We start from the raw sequence: 12,920 nt of genomic DNA on the forward strand, positions 1-12,920 counted from the left end.
GGCACGGCACGTCAAGGAGTACCGGGATTCCCGACACCGTTCCGTAACTTTCTGAAGCGCTCTCGTAACAGAAAGCAACATTTTTGTGACGTCGAGTGAGCCCGGCGGCGGCAGGATGCACGAAGCGGGGTGGCCCGGCCCTCGCTCGGGCCACCCCGCACCTGGTTAGAGGGATTCCGCGCCCCGACGTGACGCGCGGCCGCAAGATCTTCCGCGATCCACCGCCCCGGACCGGGGCGGTGGGCGACCACGACGGCGGGAGCGCCGTGCGCGGATGAGCGGATGAGCGGTCCCGGCGCGGGAGCGGCGATCGACTTCGCCGGCTCCCCGGCCTACGCCTCGGCGATCCCCGCGATCACCGAGGTCCGCGCCGCCCGGCGGGCGGGCAGGGCGGCGGCCAGGACGGCGGCCACGACGGCGCCCGCCAGCATCACGCCGATCTGGCCGAACGGGACGACGAGGTCGATCGCGACGGTGTCGGTGGACGCGGCCTCGACGACCACCCAGCCGAAGCCGACGCCCAGCACCAGGCCGATCGCGGCGCCCATCACGGCCATCAGGACCGACTCGACGACCAGCATCAGGCGCAGCTGGCCGCGGGTCAGGCCGAGGGCGCGCAGCAGCGCCGACTCGCGGGTCCGCTCCAGCACCGACAGCGTGAGCGTGTTGGCGATGCCGAACAGGGCGATCACCACGGCCAGGCCGATCAGCGCCCAGATGAACCCGAGGACCTGGTCGAGCTGCCGGTTGAGCTGCGCCTTGGTCTCCGCGGCGCTGTCCAGGACGGCGAGCGGCGAGGCGTCGGTGACCTTCTCGACCGCCTCCCGGCCGTTGGCCGCGCCGTCGCGCAGCTTGATCAGGATGCTGTCGTAGCCCTCGGTGGCCCGCGGGAAGCGCCGGGACGTCTCCAGCGTCATCAGGCCGTCGGACAGGCCGTTGCCGCTGACGACCGCGATCACCCTGAGCGACTGCGTCTCGCCGCCCTCGGTGGGCTCCACGGTCAGGGTCGACCCGACGGACAGGCCGGCCTGGGTGGCGTACTCGTCCCGCACGGCCACCGTGCCGTCCGCGAGGTCGGCGAGCGAACCGCTCTTGACCACGGGCCGGAACAGGTCGCCGACCGCGTCGCGCGGGATGCCGGTGAAGTACGCGCGGTCGCCGTACACCGCGGTGGTGGGCGCGATGGCCTCCACCTCGGGCACCTTCGCCAGGTCGTCGGCGAGCCCCTGGGGCAGCGACCGGTCGTAGACGGAGGACGTGACCGTGTAGTCGGCGGGCATCCGCTGGTCGATCTGCGCGTTCGCGGTCTCCTTGGCGCTGTTGGCGACCACCGTGACCAGGGCGACGATCGTGACGCCGATGATCAGCGCGGCGGTGGTGGCGGCGGTGCGCCGGGGGTTGCGGCCGGCGTTGGCGGAGGCCAGCTTCGCCGGCACGCCGAACAGCGCCCGCGGCAGCACGCCGAGCACCCGGTTCACCGGGCCGACCAGCAGCGGGCCGAGGACGATCACGGCGGCGAGCAGCGCCATCGTGCCCGCGCCGCTGACCAGCATCGACGCTTCCTCGCCGTCGATGCCGACGCCCACGACGACCGCGGTGACCCCGACCGCGGCGAACAGCCCGGCCGTGAGCACCCGCAGCACGCCGGTGCGCTTGACCTCCTCGCCGCTGTCGGGCTGGCTGCGCAGCGCGGCCACGGGGGCGACGCGGGTCGCCTTGCGGGCGGGCAGCACGGCGGCCAGCACGGTCACCAGCGTGCCCACGGCGAACGCGGCGAGCACCGTCGTCGGCGCCACGGGCAGGCGGACCGGCGCACCGCCGCCGTCGCCGATGCTGCCGATCACCTGTTGCAGCAGCGCCGAGACCCCGAGACCCGCGACCAGGCCGAGCACGGACGCCACGAGACCCATGACCAGGGCCTCGGCGAGCACGCCGCGGAACACCTGGCCGCGGCTCGCGCCGACGCACCGCATCAGGGCCAGCTCGCGGGTGCGCTGGGCGACCAGGATGGTGAACGTGTTGTAGATGACCATGGCCGCGACGATCAGCGCGATCAGCGCGAACACCAGCAGCACGGAGGTGAACTCGGCGGCCTGGGAGGCGACCGAGCGCAGCGTCTCCTCGGTCAGCTGCTCACCCGTCCGGAAACCGAAGTCGGTGCCGCCGATCGCCGCGCGCACGTCGTCCAGCACCTGCTGCTGGGTGACGCCGGGCGCCGCCGCGACGACCACCTCGTAGGGCCGCTGCTCCGGGTCGAACGACCGGAGCGCGTCGGCGGTGAGCACGACGTGGTCGGTGCCGGACACCTGGACCTGGCTGACGCCCTGGGTGTAGGTGCCCACGACCCGGAACACCCGCTCCCGGTCGCCGTCGCCGAGCAGGGTCACGGGCTCGCCGACCGCGAGGTCGGCGGTCTTCGCGGTGCGCTCGTCGACCGCGATCTCGTCGTCGCCGGTCGGGTAGCGGCCGTCGACGAGGTCGAACTCGCGCAGCTCCTCGGTGGTGGCGAGCGGGACGCCCCAGGCGTTCTTGGCCTTGCCGTCGCCGCCGATGAGCGGGACGGGCACGGCGTAGCGCGGGTCGGCCCCGGCGACACCGGGGGTCGCGCGGACCTTCTCCAGCACCTCCGGCGTGATGCCCTCGGTGCCCTCGGAGCGCGTGGCGGGCGTGACCGAGAGGTCGACGTTGCGGGCGCCCTTGGCGAACTGGTCGCGCAGGCTCTCGTTCATCGCGTCGCCGAGGACGAGCGTCCCGGTCACGAAGGCGACGCCGAGGGCGATCGCCACCGACGAGAGCACGAGTCGTGCGGTGCGGGCCCGCAGGCCCGCGAGGATGGTGCGCAGCATCAGGTCACGCGCCCAGGTGCTTCAGGGCCGCGAGCACGGAGTCCGCGGTGGGGTTGGCGATGTCGCCGGCCAGCCGGCCGTCGGCGAGCAGCACGACGCGGTCGGCGTAGGACGCGGCGACCGGGTCGTGCGTCACCATGATCACGGTCTGGCCGAGCTTGCGCACCGACATGCGCAGGAAGTCGAGGACCTCCGCGCCGGAGCGCGAGTCGAGGTTGCCGGTCGGCTCGTCGGCGAACACCACGTCGGGCCGGGCGACCAGGGCGCGGGCGCAGGCCACGCGCTGCTGCTGGCCGCCGGACAGCTCGGTGGGCTTGTGCTTGAGGCGGTCGCGCAGGCCGAGCACGTCCACGATCGTGTCGAACCACTCGCGGTCGGGCTTGCGGCCGGCCAGCTCCAGGCCGAGCAGGACGTTGGCCTCGGCGGTGAGCGTGGGCAGCAGGTTGAACGCCTGGAACACGAAGCCGACGCGGTCGCGGCGCAGCTTGGTCAGGTCCTTGTCGTTCAGCGAGGTGATCTCGGTGCCGCCGATGCGGACCGTGCCGCCGTCGACGTTGTCCAGCCCGGCCAGGCAGTGCATCAGCGTGGACTTGCCGGAGCCCGAGGGCCCCATGATCGCGGTGAAGCGGCCCGCCTCGAAGGCGACGCTCACCCCGTCGAGGGCGCGGACCGCGGTGTCGCCCTTGCCGTACACCTTCACCAGGTTCGCGGCCTCTGCGGCGGTGCGGGTCCCGACGTCGGACACCAGTGCGGACATGCTCCCTCATTCCCTCGACGAGTGCGATCGACGAGAAAGCTATGGGGAGCGGGCGTAACCGGTCGTCACCTCGGCGGCGGAACCCGTCGTCAGCCGGCGGGATGACGACGGGTGGTCCTGCGGTCTGACGGCGCGGCGGGCGCGGGGGCGCCAGTCGGGGCGGGGGCGGGGCGCGTCAGTCGGGGCGGGGGCGGGGCGCGTCAGTCGGGCAGGTCGAGCAGTCCCCGGTCGAAGGCGTTCGCCACCGCCTCGGCCCGCCGGCTCGCGCCGAGCTTGGCCATGATCCGGCTCAGGTGCACGCTGACCGTCTTCTCCGAGATGTAGAGCTCCTCGCCCACCTGCCGGTTGGTGCGCCCCCGCGCGACCAGCTCCAGCACCGACCGCTCGCGCGGCGTGAACGGGTCGACCCGGTCGCGCGGACCCGCGTCGCGCAGCGCCACCCGCGCCCGCCGGGCCACCAGGTCCAGCGCCTCCCGCAGCGGCTCCGCGCCCAGGCGGTCGGCCACCTCGCCGGCCGAGCGCAGCTCGACGACCGCCTCGTCGCGCCGGTCCGCGGCGAGCAGCGCCTCGGCCAGCCGCCACCGGCACACGGCCTGCTCGAACACCGCGCCGAACCCGAACCCGTCGACGGCGCGCCGCCACAGGTCCGGATCGCCCGCGCCGGTCAGGCGGGACTCCTCGGCGGCCACCCGGACGAGCCACGCGCGCCCCTCGGGGCCCAGCTCGCCGGTGCGCGGCGACCCCAGCTCGGCCGTCGTGCGCGCGTAGTCGGCCAGCTCGTGCCCGGCGCGCACCGCCTCCTCCTCCGCGGCCCGGTCGCGCCGCCGCCGCGCCCGCACGGCCAGGTCGGCGTGCCCGGCGACGCCCAGCGCCGCGAGCCGGATGCCCGCCAGGAACCACTCGACCTCCTGGCGCGACCACTGCACGGCGTCGGCGACCCGCTCCACGGCCAGCTCCGGCTGCCCCCGCCACAGCGCCAGCTCGGCGCCCGTGCCGCCGGTGATGAGCGCGATCTGGAGGTCGCGGTGCCAGTCGGCGCGCAGCTCGCGGATCATCCGCTCGGCCTGCTCGAACTCGCCGCGGCCGACCGCGACGTGCGTGCCGGCCGCGGCGAGGCGCGCGGACACCGTGCTCGACACCCGCAGGCCGGGCGGTTCGGCGGCGGTCGCCGCGTCGTCCCACTCGCCGACGCAGTACCGGGTCAGGACCTGGAGGATGCGCAGCTCCAGGCCGAACGAGCTCCACGTGAGGCCGGTCTCCCTGGCCCGCGCCACGCCCTCGTCGAGCACCCGCGCGGCCTCGGCCGGCTCGCCCAGGTCGTAGTGGTGCAGGCCCAGGAAGTAGCGGGCGCGCAGCTCGGTGCTGACCGCGCCGGCCTCCAGCGCGCACGCCACGGACGCGGTCAGGTGCTCGCGGGCCGACGCCACGTCGCCCTCCGGCTCGTCGAGCAGGCCCAGCGTGGCCAGCGCGTCCGCCACCGCGGACGCCGCGCCCGCCGCGCGGCCGTCGGCCACCGCCAGCTCGGCGCGCTCCCGGGCCTCGGCGTACTTGCGGTCGTGCCGCAGCACCCCCGCCCACACCGCGAGCACCCAGGCGCGGGCGCGGGACCCGGGGCGGTCGCGGACGAGCCGCCACGCCTCCTCGATCGCGTGGTACTTCTCGTCCTCGGTGCCGTCGAGCACCTGCAACGCCTGCGCGAAGCGCTGCCACATCCCGGCCGCGGTCTCCGGGTCGGACTCGTCGACGACCCGCGTGCCGCTGCGGGCGAACGCGATGGCCCGCTCCGGCTGGCCCGCCGTGCCCGCCGCCCACGACGCGCGGCGCAGCAGCGCCAACTCGCCCAGGTCCGCCGGCCGGTCGGCGGGCGGGACGGCGGCCCACAGCTTCAGCGCCTGCTCCAGGTGCCCCAACGCCTCGGCGGGCGCGCCGGCGGCCTGCGCCTCCTGCGCGGCCCCCACCGAGGCCCGCAACGCGCGCGGCAGGTCGTGGCACTCCAGGCTGTGGTGGGCGAGCGCGGCGGCGGCGCCCCGGCCGCCGGTGGCCGCGACCAGGTCGGCGTACGCGGAGTGCAGGCGGACGCGTTCGCCGGGCAGCAGGTCGGCGTGCACGGACTCGCGCAGCAGGGCGTGCCGGAACGCGTACCCGCCGTCCCGGGCGACCAGCAGCACGTGGTGCTGCACGGCCTCGCGCAGCGCGCCGTCCAGGGCGACGTCGTCCAGGCCCGCCACGGCCCGCAGCAGCTCGTGCCGCACGGACCGGCCGCCGACGGAGGCGACCCGCACGACGTGCTGGGCGTCCGCGCCGAGGCGTTCGATGCGGGACAGCAGCACCTCGGAGAGCGTCCACGGCACGTGCCCGGCGCGGTCGGCGGCGGCGGCGATCAGCTCCTCGGCGAAGAACGGGTTGCCGTCCGAGCGCTCGGCGACCTCCAGCACCACGTCGTCCGGCAGGTCGTCGGACAGGGCGGCCACGAACGACCGGGCGTCGATGGCGCTGAACGGGGTCAGGTCGAGCCGCTGCACGGCGGGCAGCCGCACCAGCTCGGTGAGCAGGGGCCGCAGCGGGTGGCCGCGGTGCAGGTCGTCGCCGCGGTAGGTGCCGATGACCAGCAGCCGCTGCGCGCGCAGCCGGGAGAGCAGGAAGGACAGCAGGTAGCGGGTGGAGGCGTCGGCCCAGTGCAGGTCTTCGAGGACCAGCAGCACGGGCCGCTCCGCGGCCAGGTCGCCGAGCAGGCCGTGCACGGCGTCGAACAGCTGGAGCTGGCCGACGTCCTGCTCGGGGCGGCGGCCGACGAGGTGCGACGGCGGGCCGGACACGGACCGGCCGCCCTCGTGGGGCGCGGGCAGGGCCAGTTCGGGGAGGAGCAGGCCCAGGGCGGGCCGGGCGGCGACGTCGAGCAGGCCGGCCTCCCGCACCTGCCCCAGGGCCTCGGTGAAGGGCAGGTACGGGAGGCCGGTCCCGCCGACGTCCAGGCAGCGCCCGGTGAGCACGAGCGCGTCGCCCGCCACCGCGGCCAGCTCGTCCACCAGGCGGGTCTTGCCGACACCGGCGTCACCGGCGAGCAGGACCGCGGTGGCCGTGCCGCGGGCGGCGTCGTCGAGGGCGGCGCGGAGCCTGGTCATCTCCCGGCCACGCGCCACCAGGGGGATTCCGGAACCGAGGCGTGCCACACCAGGCATGCTGTCACACCTCAGGCGGCCGTCGGGCGCTCGTTCCCCGCCCCGGGCGACTCCGGGCCGGACCGGTGGCCCAGCACCGCCCACCACCGCCTCCTCGACGACGCGGGCCTCCGGTCGACGCGGGTCCGCGCCGCGTCCGCGCGCAGTGCGGCGTGCCGGTAGTCGACCTCCGCCTTGACGGCCTCGGGTGTCCACTCCATGACGTGCTCCTCGTGTCCTCGTCGGTAGCACGAAGACTCCTGCTGAGGCGCGGGAGCGGGCATCGGTGGTTCGCGTGCCCCGACGCCCGCCCGCCCCCGCCCGCCGCCGTAAGGGGTGGCGGGCGCGGGGTAAGGGGTACCCCCGAGAGGCGGTCGGCGCGGCGGTCAGGCGGTCGGCGCGGCGGTCAGGCGGTCGGCGCGGCGGTCAGGCGGTCGGCGCGGCGGTCAGGCCGACACGGCGGCCTTGGCGCGGGCCAGGCGGGCCCGGACCTGGTCGGCCTCCGGCGCGTCCAGCTCGGTGAACAGCGCCAGCGCCCGCTGCCAGTGCGCGATCGCACCCGGCGCGCCCTGCCGCTCGAACACGGTGGCCAGCCGGTCGTGCGCCATCGCCTGGTGGTACGGGCTGGCGGCGGCCGACGCCACCTGGAGCGCGGTCCGCGCCGACGCCGCCGCCTCGGCCTCCTCGCCGGACTCCAGCAGCACCTGGGCGAGGTCGGTGTGGCAGGTGGACTCGCCGCACTGCTCCCCCACCTCCCGGTACATGTCCACGGCGGCGCGCAGCCGGGACTTGGCGTCCTCGTACCGGCGCGACGCCAGTTGCAGCAGCCCCAGGTTGTGGTGCGCGCTGGCCTCCGCCCAGCGGGCCCCCGCCGCGCGGCTGACCTCCAGCGCCTCGCGGTAGGACGCCTCGGACTCGTCCACGCGCCCCAGGTGCTGGAGGATGTCGGCGACCGTGGTGAGCGCCCGCGCCTGCGCGTTGACGTCACCCGAGGCGCGGGCCACCTCCAGCGCCTCGCGGTGCCGCGCCAGCGACTCGTCCATGCGCTGGAACTGCGCCAGGGCCGCGCCGAGGTTGAACAGCATGACGAACCGCGCCGCGGGGTCGCCCAGCGTCGTGGCGGCCTTGAGCGCGGCTTCCGTGGTGCGCAGCCAGGTGGTCCGGTCGGCGCGCATCCAGAAGAACCGCGACAGCGTGTAGGGCAGCTGCCAGGCGTGCACGAGCCACTCGCGGCGCCCGCCCTCGGCGGCCAGCTCGGCGGCGGCGATGATGTTGCCCTGCTCGGCGTCCAGCCAGGCGACGGCCTCCGCCGAACCGGTGAACCTGGGCACCTCGACCGGCACGTTCTCCGGCGCCACCCGGACGCCGCCCCGGCCCACCGGCAGCAGGCCGTCGGCGACGTCGGCGACGTGCAGGTAGTAGTCCAGCATCCGGCTGGTGGCCCCGAGGCGCTCCTCGGCGGCCAGCTCGGCGGCCAGCGTGCGGGTGTAGACGCGGACCAGGTCGTGCGCGCCGTAGCGGCCCGTCTCGGTGAGCGACAGCAGGTTCGCGGTGGCCAGCGAGTCCAGCGCGCGTTGCGCCTCGCCCAGCCGGACGCGGGCCATGGCGGCGGCGACGTGCGCGGTCACGTCCGGCCCGGGGTGCAGGCCCAGCAGGGCGAGCAGCCGCGCCGGGAGCGGCGACAGGGCGCGGCGGGACGCGTCCAGGGCGGCCCGCACGGTGGAGTCCTCGTCCTCCAGGCCCAGCGCGGCCAGCCTGCCGTGCTCGTCGTCCAGCTCGGCCACCAGCTCGGCGACCCTCAACGACGGCGCCACGGCGAGCCGCGCGGCGGCGATGCGCAGCGCCAGCGGCAGCCCGTCGCACAGCACGGCCAGCCGGCGCAGCGCGGCGGCCTCGGTGCCGTCCCGGCCCGCCACCCGGCCGACGACCGCGACCGAGGCGTCCAGGTCCAGCATGTCCAGCTCGACCAGGCGCGCCTCGGCGTGCGCGACCAGCCCGACCAGCCGCCGGCGGGACGTCACCAGCACGCACGACGGCGGCCCCGGCAGCAGGGGCAGCAGCTCGGTCGAGCCGCGCGCGTTGTCCAGCATCACGATCGTGCGCCGGTCGGCGATGAGCGTCCGGAACAGCGCCGAGCGCTCCTCCACGGTGACCGGGATGTCCGGCGACGGCACGCCGAGGGTGCGCAGGAGGCGGTTGAGGACCTCGCCCGCGCTCAGGGGCTCCTGGTTGGGGTCGTAGCCGTGCAGGTCCACGTAGAGCTGGCCGTCCGGGAAGTCCTCGCGGACCCGGTGCGCCCAGTGCAGGGCGAGCGCGGTCTTGCCGACGCCGGCGGGACCCGTGACGACGAGGACCAGGCCGCCCGCGGGGTCGGCGGCGAGCAGGCCGTCGAGGCGCTTGAGCTCCTCGTCGCGGCCGATCAGCGTCACCGAGGCGCGCGGGAGCTGGGCCGGGGTCGGCGCGGGCGCGGGCTCGGGCGCCGCCGGGAGGGTCATCGGCCGGGTGGGGCGCTCCGGCTCGGGGTCCTCCCCCGCCAGCACGGCCTGCTGGAGCTTGCGCAGCTCCGGGCCCGGCTCCACGCCCAGCTCGTCGATCAGCACGCGGCGCGCCTCGCGGTAGGCGGCCAGCGCCTCGGCCTGGCGGCCGGCCTGGCACAGCGCGCGCATCAGCAGGCCGTGGCCGCGCTCCCGCAGCGGGTGCTCGCCGACCAGGGCGGTCAGCGCCCCGACCAGCTCCGCGCCGCGGCCGATGAGCAGCATCAGCTCGGCCCGCTCCTCCTGCACGACGAGCCGCCGTTCGACCAGGCGGTCCCGCTCGACCTCGGCGAACAGGCCGGCGACCCCGCCGAGGGGTTCGCCGCGCCACAGGGCCAGGGCCTCGTCGAGCGTGGTGGCGGCGGCCACCAGGTCGCCGGAGGAGCGCAGCCGGCCGGCGGCGGACACCCGCCGCTCGAAGTCGTCCAGGTCGACCGCGCCCGGGTCCACCCGCAGCAGGTAGCCGTCGCCGACGGAGGTCAGCAGCTCGGCGGGCGCGCGGCGGGCGCGGCGGGGCTCCAGGGCGCGGCGCAGGCCCGCCACATAGGTCTGCACCAGGTTGACCGCGCTGGTGGGCTGGTTGTCGCCCCACACCGCGTCGATGATCTGGTCCCGGCTGACCGGGGTGTTGCGGGCGAGCAGGAGCACCGCCAGCACGGCGCGCTGCTTCGCGGCGCCGAGGTCGACCTCCTTGCCGCCGCGCACCGCCCGGAGGAGGCCGAGCACCTCGAACCGCGAGCGCTCCGCGCCGACGTCTTCCACCGACCGATCCTTCGTCGAAGGTCCCTCTCACGACAGAGCCTAGGAGATCACTTCAGTCCGGCTCCAGTCGTCCTGTAGCCGCATTCTTACGCTAAGCGTGTCCGACCAACCACACAGGGCGAACCCCGAAGGGCGAGGTTGGACCAGACAGCGGAACACCCGCTGCTCCACGAACGACGAGGGCAGGCCGGCGTGCAAGGGGCATCCAGCCCGCGGCGGCGGAACGCCGGCCCGCCCTCGTCCCCTTCTCCACCTGGAGACGGGTCATCCGGTAGGGGATGGCCCCGATCCTTTGCCCTCCCCCCAGTGGAAGGGGCCGCGGCCGGGAACCGAACCCCCGACCGCGGCCCCTTCGACCATTCCGGGGCGGTTGTCCCGGGGCTCCGGCTCAGGCCACTTCCTCCAACTGGGCGGGCACCGCCGCGGCGCGGGCGGCGGCACGGCGGCGGCGCAGCACCACCACGGCGCCCACCGCGACCGCGACCCCCATGAGCACCCACATCGCCCCGTTGAAGACGGACTCGATGTACTTCGCCGAGGCGCCCGCGGCCGACCCGATGCCGATGTGCAGCGCCGACCAGCCGACCGCGCCCGCGATCGAGGCGGGCAGGAACCGGCGGTACTCCAGCTTCGAGGCGCCCGCCGAGGCGGGCACCAGGGTGCGGACCACCGGCATGAACCGGGCGAAGAACACCGCCCACGCGCCGCGCTTGCGCAGCAGGGCACCCGCGTTGTCCCAGTGCTCCTGGCCGAGCTTGCGCACCACGCGGCTCTCGCGCATCCGGTCGCCGTACCGGCGGCCCAGGAAGTAGCCGATGCTGTCGCCCGCGATGGCGCAGACCGACACCACGAGCCACATCACCAGGAACCGGGGCACGCTGGTGACCGTGGTGGCGGCGAGCAGCAGGGCGCTCTCGCCCGGTGCGATGAACCCGACGCCCAGCGTGCACTCCGCCAGCGTCAACGCCCCCGTGACCGCCAGGACGGCGGGTTGGGGCAGACCGGCCAGCCCTTCCAGGGCGTCGGTCAGCAGAGCCATGTGTCGTCCCCCAGTGATCGCGGTGTGCGCCCGACCCGGTGGAGCGGCCCGCGGCGCCGTTGCGACGCGCAGGGTAGGGCCTCCGGGTGCGGGGCGGGTGGAGTGGACCCGGTCCAGCGGGGTCCTGGACCAGTCCACCGCGATCACGACCGGGCGCGCATCGGACTTAAGTCTGATGCGACCCCTGATCTTCGGGGGGTGGCCGGGGCGGGGGGAGGCAGGGGCGCTCGGCCGTGCGCCCGGCTCCCGCACCGGTCGGCCTAAGGGTCAGCGCGGGTCTAGCGCGCCCGCCTTCGCGGAACCGAGGAACCGCGACCACTGCGCGGAACCGAAGTCCAGCTCGCCGCCGGCCCGGTTCTTCGAGTCCCGCACGCCGGCGCGCGCGGTGTCGAGCGCGATCTCCACGCACTCCGGACCGCCCGCGGACGACCTCGTGCTCTTGCGCCACTCTCGCTGCATGGGTCCCACGCTCCTGGTTCAGGTGTGCTCCCGCGCCACCCGCTCGATCAGCTCGGCCGAACCGGCCGGGTCGAGGGATCGGGCGCAGAGCCGCGCGAACGTGTCGGAATACCCGAGCACGTCGGCCGGCTGCTCCAAATAGACGTCGCTCCTCGTGCTTTCGATGTATACCACGTCCGGGTCGAGCTTCTCCGGGAACGAGAGGATCACGAACCGGCCGTCCATCGCGGGGTGGCCGCCGGTGGCGAAGGGGACCACCTGGAGGGTGACGTTCGCGAGCCCGCCGACCTCGCGGAGCCGGTGCAGCTGCTCGCGCATCACGGCGGGGCCGCCGACCACCCGGCGCAGCGCGGCCTCGTCGACCACGACGTGCAGGCGCAGCGGGTCGTCCTCGCGCAGCAGGGCCTGCCGCGCCTTGCGCAGCTTCACCCGCCGGTCGACCTCGGCCGGGGCGGCGCCCGGCAGCACGTCGCCGATCAGCGCCCTGGTGTAGGTCTCGCACTGGAGCAGGCCGGGCACCATCAGGCCCTGGTAGGCGCGCACCGACTCGGCGTCGGCCTCGAACCCGACGTAGCGGCCGGGCGCGATGTCGCCGAACTCGTCCCACCACGCCTTGCGGCGCGCCTCGCGGGCCAGCTGCACCAGCTCGTCGCTGGTGTCCCGGTCCGCGCCGTAGGCGGCCAGCATGTCGCGGACGTCGCGCGGCGTGACGCCGACGCGGCCGGTCTCGATGCGGCTGATCTTGGAGGCGGAGCACTCCAGGCGCTCGCCGACCTCCTCGATGGTGACACCGGCGGCCTCGCGCAGCCTGCGCAGCTCGCTGACCAGCCTGCGCTTGCGCAAGGTGGGGCTGCTGCCGCGGGGCATCCGCACCTCCTCGTGACGACGACCGCCCACCAGTTTGTGCCGGTCACCCGGTGGAGCAAAGAGACGTCATCCATTCGTGTAGTGCAACTTGCAGTCCGGCGGTGGGCGGGCACAGGCTGCTGGGGCAACCGACCCGGAAGGAGCGCTGAAAAGGTGTCCGCCACCGTCTTCAGCCAGCTCGACAAGTCCTTGCACGAGCACCTGGACACCCTGGTCCGCCTCGCGGCGACCGGCGACGACGAGACGGCGGTGGACCTGGCCCGGGGCGAGCTGCCCCGCGTGGTCACCGCGCTCCGGTCGCTGCTCGCCGAGCACGCGCCCGACGAGCACGGCCGCTGCCCGACGTGCCGCACGCGCCGCTGGAGCCGCCGGCTGCCCGCGCCGTGCCGCGCCTACCTCGGCACGCAGCTGTGCCTGACCGCGGCCGGCGACGAGCCCTCCGGTCGGCGCAGGCACCTGCGCCGCGTCGGCTAGCCCCCCGACGAGCGGGTTCGCCCG

General features: G+C 75.4%; 9 protein-coding genes. 1 reads left to right on the forward strand and 8 read right to left on the reverse strand.

Going from position 1 to position 12,920, the window contains the following annotated elements:
• Window positions 1–332 precede the first annotated feature (332 nt).
• The 8 genes from ACRAKJ_RS34050 to ACRAKJ_RS34085 all read right to left on the reverse strand — a co-directional run bounded on the left by ACRAKJ_RS34050 (window position 333) and on the right by ACRAKJ_RS34085 (window position 12,422).
• Window positions 333–2,846 carry an FtsX-like permease family protein gene (locus tag ACRAKJ_RS34050; RefSeq protein WP_438919116.1) on the reverse strand — a complete coding sequence of 838 codons (2,514 nt, stop codon included), beginning with the start codon at window positions 2,844–2,846 and terminating at the stop codon, window positions 333–335.
• Window positions 2,847–2,850: 4 nt separating this feature from the next.
• Entirely contained in the window at window positions 2,851–3,603 is a 753-nt protein-coding gene (locus ACRAKJ_RS34055) for an ATP-binding cassette domain-containing protein (RefSeq protein ID WP_438919115.1), read from the reverse strand.
• Window positions 3,604–3,803: 200 nt separating this feature from the next.
• Window positions 3,804–6,782: an AAA family ATPase gene (locus tag ACRAKJ_RS34060; protein ID WP_438919114.1), complete on the reverse strand. Its 2,979-nt coding sequence runs from the start codon at window positions 6,780–6,782 to the stop codon at window positions 3,804–3,806.
• An 11-nt stretch (window positions 6,783–6,793) separates the two neighbouring features.
• On the reverse strand, window positions 6,794–6,982 hold the full coding sequence (locus tag ACRAKJ_RS34065) for a hypothetical protein (RefSeq protein ID WP_438919113.1): 189 nt from the start codon (window positions 6,980–6,982) through the stop codon (window positions 6,794–6,796).
• A gap of 225 nt (window positions 6,983–7,207) precedes the next feature.
• Entirely contained in the window at window positions 7,208–10,057 is a 2,850-nt protein-coding gene (locus ACRAKJ_RS34070) for a BTAD domain-containing putative transcriptional regulator (RefSeq protein WP_438919112.1), read from the reverse strand.
• A 388-nt stretch (window positions 10,058–10,445) separates the two neighbouring features.
• Window positions 10,446–11,096 (reverse strand): VTT domain-containing protein, encoded by a 651-nt coding sequence (locus tag ACRAKJ_RS34075; RefSeq protein WP_438919111.1) that lies wholly within the window; start codon window positions 11,094–11,096, stop codon window positions 10,446–10,448.
• A 267-nt stretch (window positions 11,097–11,363) separates the two neighbouring features.
• Window positions 11,364–11,555: a DUF397 domain-containing protein gene (locus ACRAKJ_RS34080; protein ID WP_438919110.1), complete on the reverse strand. Its 192-nt coding sequence runs from the start codon at window positions 11,553–11,555 to the stop codon at window positions 11,364–11,366.
• Between the two features lie 18 nt (window positions 11,556–11,573).
• Window positions 11,574–12,422 (reverse strand): Scr1 family TA system antitoxin-like transcriptional regulator, encoded by an 849-nt coding sequence (locus tag ACRAKJ_RS34085; RefSeq protein ID WP_438919109.1) that lies wholly within the window; start codon window positions 12,420–12,422, stop codon window positions 11,574–11,576.
• 153 nt (window positions 12,423–12,575) lie between these two features.
• On the opposite strand from ACRAKJ_RS34085, the gene ACRAKJ_RS34090 reads away from it, so the two are divergent.
• The gene (locus ACRAKJ_RS34090) at window positions 12,576–12,896 is read left to right on the forward strand and encodes a hypothetical protein (protein ID WP_438919108.1); all 321 of its coding nucleotides are present in this window, start codon (window positions 12,576–12,578) and stop codon (window positions 12,894–12,896) included.
• Window positions 12,897–12,920 lie beyond the last annotated feature (24 nt).

The organism is Saccharothrix sp. DSM 118769, from assembly GCF_052936295.1.